Consider the following 18,228-nt stretch of genomic DNA (forward strand, 5'->3'; position numbering starts at 1 on the left):
TGCCTACGCGACACGGCCGTCCCTTCTACGATCTTCGGAAGGCTCGGAAGGCTCGGAAGGCCGCTCTCAGGAAGCCGAGTTGGACGCGGGTGGCCCAGTGGATCACGATCGCCGCGGTACTGCTCGGCGCGCTCAGCACGCATCTCGCATCTCACGAACTTCGTGAGGAACGCAGCCGCCACCGCCGCGAGCTCCTCACCCGCTGGAGGAGATGGCGGAGGCCAAGCGCCTGCGCGGCCGGAGCTTCGAGCAGATCATGCTGCTCGGCGGCGACGCGGTCGTGGAGGCCGCCCCCGAACTGGACGTCTGCGTCATGGCGGTGGAGGAGTGGCGGCAACGGAACCGGGACGCGTTCCGCGGCATCAACGACTTCCACGACGCGGCGCGGGTGGACTCGGGCGTCCGGGGAAAGGTGACGGGCGAGAGCCACCCGGAGCGGGACCTGCTGCTGCCGGGGCCCGGACGCAGCCGGTAGCCGTGAGCGCGCGACGACATGCGTCAGATCCGGCAATCGGCACCGGCACCGGCACCGGCACCGGCACCGGCACAACTGGACGGCCTTCGCCGTAGCGGCTCGTGCTGGAACGGTTCGTGTCCTTCGGTGCGGCGGTGACGGCGCCGCACCAGACGGGGGCGCGCCGGATCGCGGGAGGGGCACTGATGCGGCGGGCGTGCCGAGTGGCGCGGTACCGCCGGCCGGGAGGCGGGTCTCGTCGGCCGGACGCGGCGGCCGGTGCGCCGCAGGCCCGGACGGCTCAGGACGCCTTGCGGCGCGCGGTGGACGTCTTCTTCGCGGGGGACGTCTTCTTCGCGGTGGTGGACTTCTTGGCGGCCGTCTTCTTCGACCCGCCCTTCGTCCCGCCGGAGGAGGAGCGCCCGGCGGACTGCTTCCTCGCGGTGGACGCGGACGGGGACGCCTTCTTCCCCGGCCCCTCCTTCGCCGCCCCCTTCTTCGCCGAGGTCTTCCCGGTGGCCCCGCTCGGGGTCTTCTTCGCGGCGCGAGGCGGTTTCTTGCGGTCCTCCAGGTGGTGGACCTCGGCCATCTCCCGGTCGGAGGGGTCCTCGGCGCGGGAGTCCCTGGCCGCCTTGACGCTGTTCTCCAGGGCGGAGGTCAGGTCGATGACCTTGCCCCCGGGTTTCCGCTCCGGGGCGGGCAGTTCGGTGCCCTCGGTCCTGGCGGTGATCATCTCCTCGACGGCCTCGCGGTAGTCGTCGTGCAGGTCGTTCATGTCGACCTCGCCGAGGGTGTCCATCAGGGCGTCGGCCAGGTCGAGTTCCTTGTCGCGGATCCGGACGTCCTCGGTGGGGGCGACCTCCTCCGGGGTGCGGATCTCGTCGGGCCACAGCAGTCCGTGGAGCGTGATGACCTCGTCGACGACACGGAGCATGCCGAGGCGTTCCTTGCCGCGCAGGGCGAACTTGGCGACGGCCACGCGGTTGCTGCGTCTGAGGGCCTCGCGCAGCAGGGTGTACGGCTTCGCGGCCGAGGCTCCCCCGTCCGCGAGGTAGTAGGCGGTCTCCATCTGGAGGGGGTCGATGCGTTCGGCGGGGACGAAGGCGATGATCTCGATGGTCTTGGCCGTCGGGACCGGCAGGGCGGCGAGGTCCTCGTCCGTGATCGGTACGAGGGTGCCGTCGGCGTCCTCGTACGCCTTGTCGATCTCGGAGGCCGGGATCTCCTCGTCCTCCAGTTCGCAGTACTTGCGGTAGCGGACCCGGCCGCCGTCCTCGGTGTGGATCTGGCGGAAGGAGACCGTGTGGTTCTCGGTGGCGTTCATGAGCTTGACCGGGATGCTGACCAGGCCGAAGGAGACGGCGCCGTTCCAGATGGATCGCACGTGCACACCTTTCCGCCGCTGCACGCCGCTGCCCGCCGTTCGGTGCCGCGTCGGTTCCCCGGCCCGGCACCCGCTTCGTTCGGTTAGCGGCGTGTTTTTGTGGGATTCATATCCTATGACTCCTTTCGCTCACGTGGCGGGGCGACGGCTCGCGCTCAGCAATCTGGAGAAGGTGCTGTATCCGGACAGCGGCTTCACCAAGGGGGAGCTGCTGCACTACTACGCGACCGTGGGGGACGTCCTGCTCCCCCACCTGCGGGGGCGCGCGGTCTCGTTCCTGCGGTATCCGGACGGGGTGGCCGGCCAGCGGTTCTTCAGCAAGAACCCGCCGCCCGGGACGCCCGAGTGGGTGCGGACGGCGACCGTGGTGCGCTCCGACGGCAGTGGGCGACAGGTGGTGGTCGACGATCTGCCCTCGCTCATGTGGGCGGCCAATCTGGTGACGGAGTTCCACACGCCGCAGTGGTGCGTGGACCGGCCGGACCTCGCCGACCGGCTCGTCCTCGACCTGGACCCCGGGGAGCCCGCGACCGTCGTCGAGTGCTGCCGGGTCGCCCTCTGGCTGCGGGAACGGCTGGCCTCGGACGGGCTGACGGCGTACGCGAAGACCTCGGGCAGCAAGGGCCTGCACCTGCTCGCGCCGATCGAACCGGTCGACGCGACCGCGGTGACCGCGTACGCGAAACGGCTCGCGGTCGACGCGGAGCGGGAGCTTCCCCAGCTGGCCCTGCACCGGATGAAGCGGAGCCTGCGGGCCGGGAAGGTCTTCGTGGACTTCAGCCAGAACGCCGCCGCCAAGACCACCGCGACCCCCTACACGCTGCGTGCCCGGCCCGAGCCGGCCGTCTCCGCACCGGTCACCTGGGAGGAGGTCGAGGGCTGCGAGCGGCCCGAGGACCTCGTCGTGCTCGCCGGGCAGGTGCCCGGGCGGCTGGAGCGGTACGGGGAGCTGCTCGCACCCCTGGTGAGCGGCGAGGGGGCGGGGGCGCTGCCGTGAGCGCCGGGAGGCGTGGCGGAGCGCTGCCCCGGGGGCTGCGGCCACCCCTGCGGGTCGCTCTGGCGGAGTCCGTGTCCGAGCTGCCGGGAGGCGAGCGGTGGGCCTTCGAGCCGAAGTTCGACGGGCACCGGATGCTCGTGTTCCGGGACGCTCCGGACGCCCAGGGCCCTTCCGGGGGCTCGGCGGACACGGGCGGGGACCGGGGTTCGGTGGCGCTCCAGGCACGGTCCGGGCGGCTGGTCACGCGGGCCTTTCCCGATCTCGTGACCGCCGCGCTCGCGCTGCCGCCGGGGACCGTGCTGGACGGGGAGGTCGTGGTGTGGACGGACGGGCACACCGATTTCGCGGCCGTGCAGCGGCGGGCCGCCGCGACCGTGGCCCGTTCCGCCGTCCTGGCCCGGGCGCTGCCCGCCTCGTACGCGGCCTTCGACGTGCTGGCCGTGGGCGGCGAGGACGTGCGCTCCCTGCCGTACGAGCGGCGGCGCGAGCTGCTGGCCGAGACGCTGGCCCCGCTCGGGCCGCCGCTCCAGGCGGTTCCGGTGACCGAGGACCGGGCGACGGCGCGGCACTGGTACGCGTCCCTGGCCGGCACCGGCGTCGAGGGGCTGGTCGCGAAGCGGCTGGACGAGGCGTACCGGGGCGGGCGGCGCAGCTGGCTCAAGCTGCGCCACCGGGACACCCTGGACGCCCTCGTGCTCGGCTTCGTGGGCGGCAGGGCCAGGCCGCGGCTGCTCGTCCTGGCCCTGCCTGGGGACGGGTCCCCGGTGGCCTCCACCCCGCTCGCGGCGCCCCTGCGCTCGCGCGCCGCCGCCCTGCTGCCGCCCGCCGAGGGCGGCCGGGGGACGGTCACGGCCGCCGGAATCGGCGAGACGCAGTACGAGAGGGTCGCGGCCGGCGCGGTGGTCGAGGTGCGGCAGGAGACGACGCGGCAGGGCACCGTCGAGGTCGTACGGTTCCGGCTGCCGGAAGGGGAGTGAGCGGGCGAGCGCCGGGAAACGCGCCCCCTCACCACCTGGTTTCACTCCCTGTGGCCGATTGCGGTCTCTCCGTATCACTCTTAGCGTGAATCAGGCGAATCGGGCAGGTGACGCCCGCTCGTCGTCACTGCCGGTCACCGCGCCACTGGAGCCGTCATGCCCTTCCGCACCACGCCCCGCCCACCTTCCCGTCTCCGCACAGCCGTCGCCGGCGGCCTTCTCTCCGGCCTCCTCGCCCTCGGGGCGGCCTCGCCCGCCGTCGCGGCCGGTGATCCCGGGGGCCAGGGCGGTTCCGGCGCCGCCCAGGAGCAGTCCACGCCGCAGGTCGGCACCAAGGCCCAGGTGGTCGCGCGGAGCGGGCTGCTCCTGCGGGACGCGCCCACCCGGGGCAGCGCCGTGATCCGCCACGAGCCGTACGGGGCCATCGTGCACATCTACTGCAGGACCGAGGGCGACACGGTGGACCGGGACAACAAGTGGTACCTGCTCACGGACGGGACCTGGGCCTGGGGCTCGGCGCGCTACATCAAGACCATCGGAGCGGCCCCGCGCTGGTGCTGAGCGAGCGGCGCTCCGGCGAGCAAAGGGGAGCGGCGGGGCCGACCGGCCCGATGAAGCCGACATAAGGGACATTGGGTATACCGCTTGCTACGTTCCCGGCATGACCGGAACGAGCAGCGCGCCCCCGCTCCCCGGCGCCGCCACACTTCCGCCCCGGCGGCGGGGCGTCGAGCTGGCGCTCATCGTGCTCGCCGTCGCCCTGTCCGTGTCCGGTTACCTCGTCGTGGGGCTGACCCGCAACGGCGCCGCTCCCCCGGACGCGCTCAGGTACGGGGCGGGGCTCGGCGGTCTCGCGCTGCTCGCGCACCTCGTCGTACGGCTGCGCGCGCCGTACGCCGATCCGCTGCTGCTGCCGATCGCGGTGCTGCTCAACGGGGTGGGCCTGGTCCTCATCCACCGGCTGGACCTGGAGACGCCGGGCGACCGGGCGGCGCCCGCGCAACTCGTCTGGTCCACCGTGGGCATCGGGTTGTTCATCGTGGTCGTCGCCCTGTTGCGCGACCACCGCGCGCTGCGGCGCTTCGCCTATCTGTCGATGGTCGCCGCGCTCGTGCTGATGATCGTGCCGGTCTTCTTCCCCTCGGTGAACGGGGCCCGGATCTGGATCAGGATCGGGGACTTCTCGCTCCAGCCGGGCGAGTTCGCGAAGGTGCTGCTCGCCGTGTTCTTCGCGAGCTATCTCGCGGCGAACCGGAACGCGCTGCGGTTCACGGGGCGGCGGATCTGGCGGGTGCGGCTGCCGAGCGGCCGGGTGCTCGGGCCGATCCTCGCGGTGTGGCTGCTGAGCGTCGGCGTCCTGGTGCTGGAGCGGGACCTCGGCACCTCGCTGCTGTTCTTCGGCCTGTTCGTCATCGTGCTGTACGTGGCGACCGGCCGTACCGGGTGGATCGCGGTGGGGCTGCTGCTCGCAGCCCTCGGGGCCTTCGCCGTGGGCTCCCTCGAACCGCACGTCCACCAGCGGGTGGAGGACTGGCTCCACCCCTTCGCCACGATCGAGGCCGAGCACGGTCCCAACCAGCTCGCCCAGTCACTGTTCGCCTTCGCGGCCGGCGGGGTGCTCGGCACGGGCCTGGGCGCCGGGCACTCGGCGCTCATCGGTTTCGCCGTGAAGTCCGACTTCATCCTCGCGACCGCCGGGGAGGAGCTGGGGCTCGCCGGTCTGACGGCGCTGTTCCTGCTGTACGCGCTGCTCGTGGAGCGCGGCTACCGCACCGCCCTCGCGCTGCGCGACCCCTTCGGGCGGCTGCTCGCGACCGGTCTCGCCTCGATCGTGGCGCTCCAGGTCTTCGTCATCGCGGGCGGGGTGACGGGGCTGATCCCGCTGACCGGGATGGCGATGCCCTTCCTCGCACAGGGCGGCTCCTCCGTCGTCACCAACTGGGTCATCGTCGCCCTGCTGATCCGGATGAGCGACTCGGCTCGCGCGCTGCCTCCCGATCCCGTGCCCGCCGAGGCGGAGGCGGCCCGGACCCCGGAGGTGGGCCGGACATGACGCGGTACATCAGGCGGGCCGCCGCCCTGTGCCTGGTGCTGCTCGTCGCGCTGCTGCTCAACGCCACCCGGGTCCAGGTGTTCCGGGCGCAGAGTTACGACGACAACCAGGCCAACCGGCGCACCTCCATCGCCCGGTACGGGCAGCCGCGCGGCGACATCCTGGTCGGCGGCTCCCCGGTGACCGGCTCCCGCGACACGGGCGAGCTGCTGCGCTACGAACGCACGTACCGTCAGGGCCCGTTGTACGCGCCGGTCACCGGGTACACCTCGCAGGTCTTCGGCAGCACCCTCCTGGAGCGGACCGAGGACCCCTTGCTGGCCGGGAGCGATCCCGCGCTGTCCCCGTTCCCGCTGTGGAACGAACTGACCCGCTCCCGCAGCCGGGGCGGCGACGTCGCCACGACGATCGAGCCGGGCGTGCAGCAGGCCGCCTTCAAGGGGCTCGCGGGACGTACGGGGGCGGTCGCCGCGATCGAGCCGACCACGGGGCGGGTGCTCGCCCTGGTCAGTTCCCCCTCGTACGATCCCGCGCGGCTGTCGGGCACGAGCCGCTCGGTGACCGACGCGTGGAACAGGCTGCTGGCCGACCCCGCGCAGCCCATGCTGAACCGGGCGATCGCGCACACGTACCCGCCCGGCTCCACCTTCAAGATCGTGACGGCGGCCGCGGCGCTGGACGCGGGCACCGTGCGGGACGTCGACGAGCCGACCCGCTCCCCCGACCCGTACACCCTGCCGGGCAGCTCGGCCTCGCTGTCGAACGAGGTCGAGGGGTGCCGGAACGCCTCTCTGCGCTACGCCTTCCAGTGGTCCTGCAACACGGTGTTCGCGGCGCTCGGCGTGCGTACCGGGCTGAAGGACATGGTGCGCACGGCGCGGGACTTCGGCTTCAACGACAAGGGGCTGCGCATCCCCTTCCGGGTCGCGGCGAGCAATTTCGACACCTCGCTGGACCGGGCGCAGCTCGCGCTGTCCGCCATCGGGCAGTACGACACGCGGGCCACGCCACTCCAGATGGCGATGGTCGCGGGGGCCGTCGCCGGGGGCGGCTCGGTGCCGCAACCGCAGCTCGTGCGGCGGACCGTCACGCACGGCGGCGACGTCGTGAGCGAACCGGGGCCCCGGGACCTGTACCGGGCGATGACGCCGTACACGGCGGCGCGGCTGCGGGAGTTGATGGTCGACGCGGTGGAGCGGGGCACGGGCGGCCGGGCCGCGATCCCCGGCGTCCAGGTCGGCGGCAAGACCGGGACGGCGCAGCACGGGGTCGGCAACGAGGGCACGCCGTACGCGTGGTTCGTGTCCTGGGCGCAGGCGGCCAACGCGCCCTCCCCGCAGGTCGCGGTGGCCGTCGTGGTCGAGGACGCCTCCGCGGACCGGGGCGACATCAGCGGGGGCGGGAACGCGGCACCGATCGCGCGCTCGGTCATGCAGGCCGCGCTCAAGGCCCGGGAGGGGGAGAGGAGTTCGGGCAGATAGCGGAGGAGCGGGGCCCCGCACACGTCCCGCTCCCCTCGCCCTCCCGCCCCGCCGGGTTCAGCCGCGCGGCTTGATCATCTCGCCGCGTGCCTCGGAGGCGCGTACCGCCGCCTTCGCGAGATCGACGTCCTTCGGGTCCCGGCCCACGGACGCCGGGGTGATCTCGGCGATCGAGGCGGCCGTGTTGTCGTCGGCCCACGCGCACATCGGGAAGGTGATGCGCACGGCGCCCTGGGTGCTCGTCATCGTCTGGCAGCTGACGGTGACGCCCTTACCGCCCTTGCCCGGGAAGTCCTTGGCGGGTACGTCGATCCTGGCGCCCTTGGCCTCGCCCGCGCCCTTGAGCATGCTGCGGCGGGTGCCGTCGAGGTTCTTGATCCGGCCGTACATCCCGGAGACCACGAGAGAGCCGCCCGCCTCGCCCTGGTCGGCGGCGAGGTAGGTCACGACGACGGCGTGCGCGTCGCGGACGTCGCGCGCCCCGTCGGCCTCCTCGGTGATCTTGGCGCCCTCGTTCTGCGAGAGGTCCTGGTCACGCTCGTACTGACCGTCGAGCAGCGTGTTGGGCGGGGCGAGCAGGAAGTGGGCCTCGGGGAAGGGGTCCTTCTCCTCGCCGCCGCCGGACAGGGCCAGGACGACACCGACGACCACCAGGACGGCGACGACCCCGGCCGCGATCCCGCCGATCAGCAGCCCGCGCCGCCTTCCCGGGGAGGCAGGGGGGCCGGGCGGCACCACGGGCGCGCCGAACGGCTGCGGCGGGTAGGGCGGTTGCTGACCGTAGGGGGGTTGCGGGGCCGGGGCGCCGTACGGCGCCTGCGGGGCGTACGGGGGCGCCTGCTGGTCCTGACCGGCGAACGCCTGATCACCGTAGGCGGCTGCCTGCCCGCCGTACGCCGGGGCCTCCGGAGTCCACGGCGGGGACGCCTGGCCCCCGTACGCCGCGGGCTGCTCTCCGTACGGGGCGGGCGGACCGCCGTACGGAGAGGACGAATCACCGTACGGCGAGGGGGGATTGTCGTACGCGGGCGGCTGCTCCCCGTACGCGGGCGGCTGTTCGCCGTACGGGGACGGCTCCTGGCCGTGCGCGGACGGCTGTCGCGGGGGCGGTGGGGGTGCGCCGTACGGATGCGAGCCGTACGGGTCTTGACGCGGATCGCCCGCTCCGGGCGCCGGGGGCATGGACATGGCCGAACGGTATTCCATGCGCGGACCGGCCCTGACCGCTTTCCCCGGTTCCCGGCCGGACGGGCCCCCGGCGGCAAAGTCGGCGCAAGGGGATTGACGCTCTTACTGACGCGCAGTCTCATAGTGGTGTGACCGACGGTAACCCGGAGGGGTACGAAGAGAGGGAGGCGGTATGACGACGATGACGGACGTCGGGGTTCTCCGTGACGCGCTCGGGGAGCTCAAGGACCGGGAGCAGGTGGCCAGGCGGCTGCTGGAGTCCTCCGCCAAGCACTCCTTCGACCCGGACGAGGAGCTGGACTGGGACGCGCCGTTCGAGGACGGGAAGTGGTTCTGGCCGCCCGAGCTGGTCTCGCTGTACGGCACGCCGCTGTGGAAGAAGATGCCCGAGGAGCAGCGCATGGCGCTGGCCATGCACGAGGCGGCCTCGCTCGCCTCGCTCGGCATCTGGTTCGAGGTGATCCTCATGCAGCTGCTCGTGCGGCACATCTACGACAAGCCGGTGACCAGCGCGCACGTGCGCTACGCGCTGACCGAGATCGCCGACGAGTGCCGGCACTCGATGATGTTCGCGCGGATGATCCAGGCCGGCGGGGCGCCCGCGTACCCGGTCACCCGCTTCAACCACAACCTGGCCCGCGTCCTCAAGGCGGTCTCCACGACGCCGGGTTCCTTCGCGTGCACGCTGCTCGGCGAGGAGATCCTGGACTGGATGCAGCGGCTGACCTTCCCGGACGAGCGGGTGCAGCCGCTCGTGCGCGGGGTCACCCGTATCCACGTCGTCGAGGAGGCGCGGCACGTGCGGTACGCCCGCGAGGAGCTGCGGCGGCAGATGGTGACCGCGCCGAAGTGGGAGCGCCGGCTGACCCGGATCACCTCCGGGGAGGCGGCCCGCGTGTTCTCCACCGCCTTCATCAACCCCCAGGTGTACGTCAACGTGGGGCTCGACAAGCACGAGGCGATGGAGCAGGTCAAGGCGAGCGGGCACCGCCGTGAGGTGATGCAGAACGGCGCGAAGCGGCTGACCGACTTCCTGGACGACATCGGGGTGCTCCAGGGCGTCGGCCGCAGGATGTGGCGCTCCTCGGGGCTGCTTCCCTGAGCAGCGGCGGTCGTCGGGGGTCCGGGGCCGCCCGGGACCGCGGGAGCGGCCACTGGGAGACACTGAAGGGGTGAGAACCGAGGACGTCCCCTTCGTCGGCGGCCCGCTGGACGGGCGGGTGCTGCCCGTGCTGACCGGCCCGACCGGCCTGCCGCCGAAGCAGTACAAGGTGCCGGTGCCCGATGCCGCGGGCGGTCCGCCCACCGTGCTCGTGTACCGGCGCGAGCCCGTGGCCCCGGGCAAACGGCTGGGCCTGCCGCGCGGCTGGCGCTATCTGCACGACCCCTCCGGGCGGATCGACCGGCTGCGCTGGCCGTGGACGCGCCCGGCGGACGGCCCCCGTACGCCGGGCTCCGGCGACGAGGCCCCGCCCACCGTCGAGGACCGTGCGCGGAAGTGACCCCCGGCGGTCGGTCGAGAGCGATCGGACCGTGATCGGGAGCGACGGTCGGGCGATCGGGCGGGCGTAATCCGTCGGAGCATGGCCGGGCCCGCCACGCGTTCTCGCGCGGCGGGCCCGTTCGAGCGGGTGCGCGGCGGCACGCGCGCGGCGCCGGTGGGGGCGCCGCCCGGTGCCGGACCGGTGGCCGGGGACGTGCCACCGGGACGGCGCGCCCGGTGGGCGCGTGCCGCCGGCCCCCGTCAGGCGGTGGCGGCCGACTCCAGGAGGGCGGCCGTCTTCTCCGGCTCGTAGAAGAAGTTCTCGAAGTCGGCCGGGTCGTTGAAGCCGTTCGCGAAGCGGTCGGCGACGGGCTGGAGCTGGCCGGCCGCGCCGATCAGGTTGAGGACGTGCTCCGGCGGCACACCGAGCATCGCGTTGGTCCACTTCGTGACGTGCTGGGCGGTGTCCCAGTAGCGGTCGAAGGCGGACTGCATCCACTCCTCGTCGAAGGGCAGGTCGCCGCGGTCGAGGATCGCCCCGAGGTAGGCGGCGGCGCACTTGGACGCCGAGTTGGAGCCCTGACCGGTGACCGGGTCGTTGGCCACGACGACGTCCGCGACGCCGAGGACCGCCCCGCCGCCGGGCAGCCGCCCGATCGGCTTGCGCACGGTCGGCGCGTAACGGCCCGCGAGGGTGCCGTGCGCGTCGGTCAGCTCGACCTTGGTGGCGCGCGCGTACTCCCAGGGGACGTACTTCTCCATCAGCTCCAGCGTGAGGGCCAGGTGCTCGGAGGGGTCCTTGACGCCCTTGAAGACGTCGAGCGGACCGCCCGGGACGCCCTCCCAGAAGAGGATGTCGGCGCGGCCGGAGGTGGTGAGGGTCGGCATGACGAACAGTTCGCCGACGCCCGGCACCAGGTTGCAGCGCACCGCGTCGAACTCGGGGTGCTCCGGGCGCGGCCCGAGCCCGTGCACGTAGGCCACGGCGAGCGCGCGCTGCGGGGCCTCGTACGGGGAGCGGGAGGCGTCGCGCTCGAACATCGACACGAGTTCGCCCTTGCCGGCCGAGACCAGCACGAGGTCGTAGGTGCGCGCGAAGTAGTCCAGGTCGGAGACGGCCGCCCCGTGGATGACGAGCTGACCGCCGCGCTGCGCGAAGGTCTCCATCCAGCCGGCCATCTTCACGCGCTGGTCGACGGACTGCGCGTAGCCGTCGAGTCTCCCGACCCAGTCGACGGCGCGCGAGGAGTCGGGCGCCGCCACGGACACCCCGAGGCCCTCGATCCGGGGGGCCTGGCTCTCCCAGAAGTTGAGCTGGAGGTCACGTTCGTGCTGGAGCGCCGTGTGGAACATGCACTGGGTGGACATGACCCGGCCCGAACGGATCTCGTCCGCCGTGCGATTGGACATGAGGGTGACCTCGTACCCGTTCGACTGGAGTCCGAGGGCGAGCTGGAGGCCGGACTGCCCGGCCCCCACGACGAGTATCTTCCGCATGACGGCGGTTCTCCTTGGCTATTCGGGTAGGACGTCGAGCGCGTGGCCGACGAGCGAGAGAAGCGTCTCGATGACCGATATCCGCCGGCGCGCGTCCATGATCATCACAGGTACGTGCACGGGGATGGTCAGCGCCTCCCTGACGTCGGCGGGCTCGAAGTCCTCGCTGCCGTCGAAGTGGTTCACGGCGACGACGTACGGCAGTCCGCAGCTCTCGAAGTAGTCGAGGGCGGGGAAGCAGTCGCCGAGCCTGCGGGTGTCGGCGAGGACGACCGCGCCGACGGCTCCGCGCACGAGGTCGTCCCACATGAACCAGAAGCGCTGCTGCCCCGGCGTGCCGAACAGGTAGAGCACGAGGTCGTCGTCGAGGGTGATGCGGCCGAAGTCCATGGCGACGGTGGTCGTCGACTTGCCGGGCGTCGCCGTGAGGTCGTCGGTGTCCTCGCTGGCCCGGGTCATCAGGGCCTCGGTCTGCAGGGGCGTTATCTCGGAGACCGCGGTGACGAGGGTCGTCTTGCCGACCCCGAAGCCACCGGCCACCACGATCTTGGTGGCGATGGGCGCACGGGTGCGGTCCGTCTGCCACGGCTGGAGGTCCTCCTCGGCGGCGAGGGCCGCGGGCGGGGTGAGGAGGTCAGAGGCGGCGGAGTCCACTCAGCACCCTTTCGAGCAGTGCGCGGTCGGGCTGACCGGGGCCGTGCCCGGTTCCGTACACGCGGATCTTTCCCTGGTCGGCGAGGTCGCTCAGCAGTACCCGGACGACGCCGAGGGGCATCCGGAGCAGGGCGGCGATCTCGGCGACGGTGCGCATTCTGCGGCACAGTTCGACGATCGCCCGCATTTCGGGCATGACCTTGGTGGAGAGGTCGCCGTTGGTCAGCTCGGGCCGTACGTCGGGCGCTTCGAGGGCGGCGACGAAGGTCTCGACGAGCAGGACGTGCCCGAAGCGGGTGCGTCCGCCGGTGAGCGAGTACGGGCGGACCCGTGCGGGTTTGCGGTCGGCCCCCCGCGTCGGGAGCTTGGGGCTGCGGGGCTCGGTCACTGGACGCTCTCCATCGACTGGCGCAGCTCGCTGCGGAGTTCGGGGGTGAGGACGTGTCCGGCCCGGCCGACGAAGAGCGCCATGTGGTACGCGACGACGCTCATGTCGCAGTCCGCGGTGGCGTGCACGCCGAGCAGGGAGCCGTCGCTGATCGACATGACGAAGAGGCTGCCCTCCGCCATGGCGACCATCGTCTGCTTGACGTTGCCCGCGTCCATGAGCCGTGCGGCGCCGATGCACAGGCTGCCGAGGCCGGAGACGATGGTGGCGAGATCGGCGCTGGAGCCCTTGGGGCCCTCGGGCCTCTCCTTGGTGCTCGGCGCGGCCACTCCCGGGTCCGAGGACAGCAGCAGCAGCCCGTCCGAGGAGACCACGGCCACCGAATGGAGGCCCGGCACCTCCTCGACCAGGTTGGTCAGCAGCCACTGGAGGTTACGGGCCTCCGAGCTGGGTCCTGGCCTGTCCGGCTGCGGGGCCCCGGCGGATGTCTCGATGGTGCTTGCCGTACGCGCGGTACGGCCGGGCGCAGTCAACTGCGTGCCTCCTCGACTGAGTCCCCCTCGGCTGTGGCATCTGGTCCTGCATCCGCGCTGGTCGGTGCCGTCGGGTCGGCGGCGTGCGGCGGTCCTGCGTTCCCCGTAAGTCGTGTGGTGGAGGCGTCGGCGGGGTCCACGCCGGCCTCCTCGGCCTCACCGGCCGCTCGCGTCGGCCGCGGTGCGGTGCCGGTCTCCCCGGCGATCTCGGCCTCGACGTCGCGCCTGCCGTTCTTGGCCCCCTGGTGGAAGCCGCCGAGCCGGCGCCGCAGGGCCTCCGCGTCGACCCCGCCCGCGCTGGGCCGGGCGACCGGCGCGGGGGCGCTGATCTTCGGGGTGCGCTTGGGCAGCCCCTTGTCGGTGACCCGGTCCCACTTCTCGACGCGCTCGGCGGCGGCGGCCTCCGCCTCGGCGGTGTCCGGAATGCGCTCGTGGGTGTCGGGACCGATGGCGTACGGGCCGGCGGGCGCGGCGGGTCGCGGCTGGCGGGCGGGCTCCGGCTGGGCGGCCGGGGCGGGGCCGGGCGTGGGCTCGGGCCGCGGGGCGTCAGCGGGGGCCGCCGCGGGGGCGGGGTCTGCGGTCCCGGGACGGTCCGGCGTACGCGGCTGCTGCCTCTGTGACTGCTGCGGAGACTGCTGCTGGTGCGGCTGCTGCTGGTGCGGCTGCTGCTGGTGCGGCTGCTTCGGGAGCTGGAGCTCCATCGTCGTCTCGGCGGGGGTTTCCACCACGGGGCGCGGCGCGAGACCGGGAGCACCGGCCGAGGGGGCCGGCTCGGGGGCGGCCTGCTCGGGGGCGGTCGGCTCCGGGGCGGCCTGCTCGGGGGTCGGCTCCGGGGCTGTCGGCGCCGGGGAAGCGGCGGGCGTACCGGGCTCCGGGCGGGTGGCGGGGGCCGCCTCGGCCGCTCCTGCCTCCGCCTCGGCCTCGGCCTCCCGTACGGTCTGCTCGGCGGCGGCGATGAGCGGATCGTGGTGCGCGGCGGCTTCGGGGCCGTCGTCTCCGGCGGGCTTCCCCTCGGACCCGGACTCGAAGCCGGAGCCGGACTCGGACTCGGACTCGGACTCGGGCTCGGGCTCGGGCTCGGGCTCGGGCTCGGGCTCGGGCTCGGGCTCGGGCTCGGGCTCGGGCTCGGGCTCGGCGGCCTCGGCGGAGTCGGTCGCTTCCGGGGTCGGGGCCGGGCCGGGTTCGGTGCCCCTGCCGCGCAGTTCGTTGGAGTTGGCCTCGGCCTCCGAACCGGGCAGGGCCACGGCGGGGGCGGCCCCGGGGAGGGTTCCGCCGTTGCCCGGGGGCACGATTCCGGCGGCCGGGCTCACGAGGACGGGTGCGGGCAGCACGACGACGGCGGCGGTCCCGCCCTGCTTCTGCTCGCGCAGCCGGACCCGGATGCCGTGCCGTGAGGCGAGCCGGGCGACGACGTACAGGCCGAGACCGAGACCACTGTCACCGCCTCCCTGCTGGAGGGTGTCGCCGGGCTGGAAGTCGCCGAGCAGCCTGTTGACCTCGTCGAGGCGCTCGTCCGCCATGCCGATGCCCTCGTCCTGGACGGAGAGCATGACCTCGCCGTTCTCCAGGAGCCAGGCGCAGACCTCCACCTGGGCGTCCGGCGGGGAGAAGGTGGTCGCGTTCTCCAGCAGCTCGGCGACCAGGTGGCTGAGGTCGTCGGCGGAGAAGCCGGCGATGTGGGCGTGCGGCGGCAGCGTCGTGATCCGGACGCGCTCGTAGCGCTCGATCTCACTGACGGCGGCGCGCACCACGTCGACCAGCGGGACGGGGCCGGGGTGCTGGAGTCCGTGGTCGGCACCGGCGAGGACCAGCAGGTTCTCGCTGTGGCGGCGCATCACGGTCGCGAAGTGGTCGAGCTTGAACAGGGTCGCGAGACGGTCCGGGTCCTGCTCGCGTTCCTCCAGGCCCTCGATGACGGCGAGCTGACGCTCGACCAGTCCGAGGGTGCGCAGCGCGAGGTTCACGAAGGTGCCCTGGATCGAGCCCTTGGCCGTCCCCAGCTGGGCGCTCGCCTCGGCCAGTGCGGAGCGCAGGGACTCGCGCTCGTCGGCCATCGACTGCCGCTGCCCGATGAGGTGCTTGCGGTCGGCCTCCAGCGTGGAGATCCGCTCGTGCAGTTCGACGGCGTGCGCGTGCAGCAGGTTGACGGAGTGCACGACCTGCGCGAACTCGTCGTTGCGGCCCTTGAAGCGGACCGGCTCCTCGGTCTCCGGGTCGGCGGCCACTCGCGCGGCCCCCAGACGCAGCGCGGCGAGCGGGCGGGTGAGCGAACGGGCGGTGCCCATCGTGATGCCGACGGCGACCAGCAGCAGGACCCCGACCAGGGCGATCCGGATCTCCAGGTCGGTCACGTCCTCGTCGCGCAGCGCCTCGACGCGCTTGGTGCGGTCGGAGGCGAGCGCCGACTCCACGCCGCGCATCAGCTCCAGGCGCCCGGTGAGCGCCGAGTCCACCTTGTCGCGGCTGAGGCCGAGTTCGCTCTGCGACAGAGTGGGCTGGTCGGTGAGGGTCTTGAGGTACTTCTCGGCGGAGTCCACGTCGGCGCCGTTGACCGTCGAGGCGTACGACGCGGACTGGTCCTTCGGGGCGGCGGCGCGGAAGTCGGCGAGCGCGCCCTCCTCCCGTACCCGCGCCTGCTGCGCCGCGGTGCTCAGCGCGTCGCGCTGCTTCTCGGCCTCGGGGTCGCGGCGGGGCACGGTGGTGGTCAGACCGGTCGCGGGGTCGTAGACCGCCTCGGTGCCGGAGGAGCGGGGCACCGAGAAGGCGGCGAGCAGCAGGCCGCGGGCGGTCCCGGCCTGCTCCACGGCGGCGTCGAGGTCGACGAGCGCGTGCGGGGCGCCCCCCGCCCGGGCGGGCATCCGGTCGGCCAGCTCCGCGACGACGGTGTGCAGCCGGGCGATCGCCGAGGAGTACGAGGTGTGGGCGGCCAGGGCGGTGCCCTTGCCGGTGAGCGCCTGGCGCCGCACTCCGTTCACGGCGTCGAGGTCGGCGCGCAGATCGGCCGGTACGTCGGCGGCGTTCAGCTCCTGGATCGCGCGGTCCACCCGGGCGCTGCGGTTCTCCGGGAGCCCCCCGCCGCGCGGCCGGCCCGCCGCGATGTACGCGGTGACCTCGTCCCGTTCGTCGGCGAGCGACTGCGCCAGCCCGATCGACTGCTGAGCGACGGTCGCGAGGTCCACGAGCCGCTGCGACTCGTGGACGTCACTCGTGGCGGAGACGAGTGCCGGGGCGCCCGCGCCCACGACGGCGGCGGCGACCACGGCCACCGCGATCACCAGCCTGCTGCGCACCCGCACGCGGCGCCCGGCCGGTGGCTGCGGCACCTCGGCCGCGGGCCCGGTCTGATTCAGCTGCGTCGATCCTGGGGCCCGCCTGGGTCCGGGGACCTGTGCGGCACCCTGCCCGAGGGGCTGCTCCGCAGTCCCCTCCCGGGCAGCGACCTCCTCGGTCCGTGATCCGCCCTTGCCCCGAGGCCGCGTTTTCTGCACCGGTGCTCACATTCCTGACTCGTCCTGCCCCTGCGCCTGGGTGACGGCTTGTCAGCACAGGCGCCCCCGGTTCGCGTGTCCTCGACCATTCCAGTGCCTGTGCGGAAGTGGTCGCGCGCACCGCCTGCCCCGCCACCCGAAGGAGTGAACATGCCCCGGGAGTTGGTGGGCAAGTTCCCACGCCGTCGAGTGCGGCAACGCGCGGGGCGCCGGTTGGACGCGCCGCGCGGCCTTTGGCAAGATACCCCGCCCCCTGCCGACGGAGCTGATCATTCCGGCGGAAATCCGGCGCTGACCTGGAAGGACTCCACGTTCCGGGTGCTGGAGTGAAGGGCTCGTGCAGACTGTCGGCATGCGGATCGAACTGGCCACCGAGCCGAGCGCGCCCGACCACCTCAACGAGGACTTCGTGTCCGTCACGCTTCCCGCCTCCGGTCAGGGGGGATCACTGGTCCTCCTGGACGGGGTCACTCCGCCGCAGGGCCCGAGCGGGTGCGAGCACTCGGTGCCGTGGTTCACGGCACGACTGGGCGGGGCACTGGCCGAACTGTCCGTTTCGCGGGAAGATCTGACGCTGCGGGAGATTCTCAGCCTGTCCATCCTCCGCACGGCCGAGGTTCACCGTACGAGTTGTGACCTTTCTCACCCGCGTACGCCGCAGTCCACCGTGGTGCTGGCCCGGTGGGACGACGCGGCCCTGGAGTACCTCGTCCTGTCGGACTCGGTCCTGCTGCTGGAGGACAGCGACGGAACCGTCGTCCCGGTTCTCGACGACCGCCTCGACCGGCTGCCGCCGCACATCGACGAGCTGCGCGCCGGTGTCCGCGCCCTTCCCGAGGGAAGCCCGGAGCGGGCCGCCGCCGCAAGCGCGTACGTCGACGGGGTGGAGGCGCTGCGCAACGCCCCGGGCGGCTTCTTCACCGCCGCCGCCGATCCGTCGGTGGCCGGACTGGCCGTCACCGGCTCCGTGCCGAGGGCCCGGCTGCGGGCCTTCGCGGCGGTGACCGACGGAGCCGGCCGCTGGGTGGAGGTCTTCTCCGAGGGCACGTGGGCAGACCTCTTCCGCCTTCTGCGCGCGAAGGGCCCGCAGTCGCTCGTCGACCAGGTCCGCGCCATGGAGGCCACCACGCGGGTGTCGGGCAAGCAGCACGACGACGCGACGGCGGCGCTGCTCGAACCGTGATCGCGTCCGCCGCGGCCACCCTCCCCGCCAGGCCGACGGGGTGCGGACCGACCGATCGCGACACCCACGCCGCGAAGCCGACCGGACCACCGGCCGGTTCGGACGGCCGGTTCGGACGGCCGGTTCGGACGGCCGGTTCGGACGGCCGGTTCGGACGGCCGGTTCGGACGGCCGGTTCGGACGGCCGGTCCCGGTGACCAATCCGGCTGCCCGGTCCCACTGCCGGTCCGGCTGACCGATCCCGCCGACCAGTCCCGCTGACCGGTCCGGGTGGCCGATCCCGCTGATCAGTCCGGCTGGCCAGTCCCGGTGACCGGTCGCGCTGAGCGGTCCGGGTGACCGGTCGCGCTGAGCGGTCCGGGTGACCGGACCGGGTGACCGGACCGGGTGACCGGACCGGGTGACCGGACCGGGTGACCGGACCGGGTGACCGGACCGGGTGACCGGACCGGGTGACCGGACCGGGTG

At 73.3% G+C, this 18,228-nt stretch carries 16 protein-coding genes; 9 read left to right on the plus strand and 7 right to left on the minus strand.

Going from position 1 to position 18,228, the window contains the following annotated elements:
• The first annotated feature begins 211 nt into the window (after nt 1-211).
• Nucleotides 212-475, plus strand: a complete 264-nt coding sequence (locus AB0J21_RS25645; RefSeq protein ID WP_363148458.1) for a hypothetical protein — start codon at nt 212-214, stop codon at nt 473-475.
• A gap of 280 nt (nt 476-755) precedes the next feature.
• Here AB0J21_RS25645 and AB0J21_RS25650 read toward each other — a convergent pair whose 3' ends face one another.
• Nucleotides 756-1,838 carry a Ku protein gene (locus tag AB0J21_RS25650; RefSeq protein WP_363148459.1) on the minus strand — a complete coding sequence of 361 codons (1,083 nt, stop codon included), beginning with the start codon at nt 1,836-1,838 and terminating at the stop codon, nt 756-758.
• 115 nt (nt 1,839-1,953) lie between these two features.
• On the opposite strand from AB0J21_RS25650, the gene ligD reads away from it, so the two are divergent.
• From ligD to AB0J21_RS25675, 5 genes are all read left to right on the plus strand, one after another.
• On the plus strand, nt 1,954-2,835 hold the full coding sequence (gene ligD / locus AB0J21_RS25655) for a non-homologous end-joining DNA ligase (protein ID WP_363148460.1): 882 nt from the start codon (nt 1,954-1,956) through the stop codon (nt 2,833-2,835).
• A 71-nt stretch (nt 2,836-2,906) separates the two neighbouring features.
• Nucleotides 2,907-3,812, plus strand: a complete 906-nt coding sequence (locus AB0J21_RS25660) for an ATP-dependent DNA ligase (protein WP_363148461.1) — start codon at nt 2,907-2,909, stop codon at nt 3,810-3,812.
• A 156-nt stretch (nt 3,813-3,968) separates the two neighbouring features.
• Complete coding sequence (locus tag AB0J21_RS25665; RefSeq protein WP_363148462.1) at nt 3,969-4,373, plus strand: SH3 domain-containing protein; 405 nt, start codon at nt 3,969-3,971, stop codon at nt 4,371-4,373.
• A 100-nt stretch (nt 4,374-4,473) separates the two neighbouring features.
• Entirely contained in the window at nt 4,474-5,865 is a 1,392-nt protein-coding gene (locus tag AB0J21_RS25670; protein WP_363148463.1) for an FtsW/RodA/SpoVE family cell cycle protein, read from the plus strand.
• Nucleotides 5,862-7,346, plus strand: coding sequence for a penicillin-binding transpeptidase domain-containing protein (locus tag AB0J21_RS25675; protein ID WP_363148464.1), 1,485 nt, complete (start codon nt 5,862-5,864; stop codon nt 7,344-7,346). The genes AB0J21_RS25670 and AB0J21_RS25675 overlap by 4 nt, the downstream gene beginning before the upstream one ends.
• Before the next feature lie 57 nt (nt 7,347-7,403).
• Here AB0J21_RS25675 and AB0J21_RS25680 read toward each other — a convergent pair whose 3' ends face one another.
• The gene (locus AB0J21_RS25680; RefSeq protein ID WP_363148465.1) at nt 7,404-8,534 is read right to left on the minus strand and encodes a hypothetical protein; all 1,131 of its coding nucleotides are present in this window, start codon (nt 8,532-8,534) and stop codon (nt 7,404-7,406) included.
• A 172-nt stretch (nt 8,535-8,706) separates the two neighbouring features.
• Between AB0J21_RS25680 and AB0J21_RS25685 the strand changes: the two genes are divergently transcribed.
• Together AB0J21_RS25685 and AB0J21_RS25690 are read left to right on the plus strand one after the other, a co-directional pair.
• The gene (locus tag AB0J21_RS25685; protein WP_363148466.1) at nt 8,707-9,636 is read left to right on the plus strand and encodes a diiron oxygenase; all 930 of its coding nucleotides are present in this window, start codon (nt 8,707-8,709) and stop codon (nt 9,634-9,636) included.
• A gap of 70 nt (nt 9,637-9,706) precedes the next feature.
• The gene (locus tag AB0J21_RS25690; protein ID WP_363148467.1) at nt 9,707-10,036 is read left to right on the plus strand and encodes a hypothetical protein; all 330 of its coding nucleotides are present in this window, start codon (nt 9,707-9,709) and stop codon (nt 10,034-10,036) included.
• 242 nt (nt 10,037-10,278) lie between these two features.
• Here AB0J21_RS25690 and AB0J21_RS25695 read toward each other — a convergent pair whose 3' ends face one another.
• Genes AB0J21_RS25695 through AB0J21_RS25715 form a run of 5 tightly spaced genes read right to left on the minus strand, consistent with a single transcriptional unit; the run spans nt 10,279 to nt 16,412 of the window.
• Nucleotides 10,279-11,514 carry a styrene monooxygenase/indole monooxygenase family protein gene (locus tag AB0J21_RS25695; RefSeq protein ID WP_363148468.1) on the minus strand — a complete coding sequence of 412 codons (1,236 nt, stop codon included), beginning with the start codon at nt 11,512-11,514 and terminating at the stop codon, nt 10,279-10,281.
• A gap of 18 nt (nt 11,515-11,532) precedes the next feature.
• On the minus strand, nt 11,533-12,168 hold the full coding sequence (locus tag AB0J21_RS25700; RefSeq protein WP_363148469.1) for an ATP/GTP-binding protein: 636 nt from the start codon (nt 12,166-12,168) through the stop codon (nt 11,533-11,535).
• Entirely contained in the window at nt 12,149-12,556 is a 408-nt protein-coding gene (locus AB0J21_RS25705) for a DUF742 domain-containing protein (protein WP_363148470.1), read from the minus strand. Before AB0J21_RS25705 ends, AB0J21_RS25700 begins: the two co-directional genes overlap by 20 nt.
• Nucleotides 12,553-13,050 carry a roadblock/LC7 domain-containing protein gene (locus AB0J21_RS25710; protein ID WP_363148546.1) on the minus strand — a complete coding sequence of 166 codons (498 nt, stop codon included), beginning with the start codon at nt 13,048-13,050 and terminating at the stop codon, nt 12,553-12,555. The genes AB0J21_RS25705 and AB0J21_RS25710 overlap by 4 nt, the downstream gene beginning before the upstream one ends.
• A gap of 35 nt (nt 13,051-13,085) precedes the next feature.
• Nucleotides 13,086-16,412: a nitrate- and nitrite sensing domain-containing protein gene (locus AB0J21_RS25715; RefSeq protein WP_363148471.1), complete on the minus strand. Its 3,327-nt coding sequence runs from the start codon at nt 16,410-16,412 to the stop codon at nt 13,086-13,088.
• 517 nt (nt 16,413-16,929) lie between these two features.
• Between AB0J21_RS25715 and AB0J21_RS25720 the strand changes: the two genes are divergently transcribed.
• Complete coding sequence (locus AB0J21_RS25720) at nt 16,930-17,760, plus strand: hypothetical protein (protein WP_363148472.1); 831 nt, start codon at nt 16,930-16,932, stop codon at nt 17,758-17,760.
• Nucleotides 17,761-18,228: the final 468 nt, after the last annotated feature.

The sequence above is a fragment of the Streptomyces sp. NPDC049954 genome (assembly GCF_040656295.1).
In the GTDB taxonomy this organism is placed as follows: domain Bacteria; phylum Actinomycetota; class Actinomycetes; order Streptomycetales; family Streptomycetaceae; genus Streptomyces.

What these genes read in the sequence shown, in the direction of transcription:
- AB0J21_RS25665 (WP_363148462.1), top strand. Translation starts at nt 3,969, where the DNA reads ATGCCCTTCCGCACCACGCCCCGCCCACCTTCCCGTCTCCGCACAGCC.
- AB0J21_RS25720 (WP_363148472.1), top strand. Translation starts at nt 16,930, where the DNA reads ATGCGGATCGAACTGGCCACCGAGCCGAGCGCGCCCGACCACCTCAAC.
- AB0J21_RS25695 (WP_363148468.1), bottom strand. Translation starts at nt 11,514, where the DNA reads ATGCGGAAGATACTCGTCGTGGGGGCCGGGCAGTCCGGCCTCCAGCTC.
- AB0J21_RS25680 (WP_363148465.1), bottom strand. Translation starts at nt 8,534, where the DNA reads ATGTCCATGCCCCCGGCGCCCGGAGCGGGCGATCCGCGTCAAGACCCG.
- AB0J21_RS25675 (WP_363148464.1), top strand. Translation starts at nt 5,862, where the DNA reads ATGACGCGGTACATCAGGCGGGCCGCCGCCCTGTGCCTGGTGCTGCTC.
- AB0J21_RS25685 (WP_363148466.1), top strand. Translation starts at nt 8,707, where the DNA reads ATGACGACGATGACGGACGTCGGGGTTCTCCGTGACGCGCTCGGGGAG.
- ligD (WP_363148460.1), top strand. Translation starts at nt 1,954, where the DNA reads ATGACTCCTTTCGCTCACGTGGCGGGGCGACGGCTCGCGCTCAGCAAT.
- AB0J21_RS25645 (WP_363148458.1), top strand. Translation starts at nt 212, where the DNA reads ATGGCGGAGGCCAAGCGCCTGCGCGGCCGGAGCTTCGAGCAGATCATG.
- AB0J21_RS25670 (WP_363148463.1), top strand. Translation starts at nt 4,474, where the DNA reads ATGACCGGAACGAGCAGCGCGCCCCCGCTCCCCGGCGCCGCCACACTT.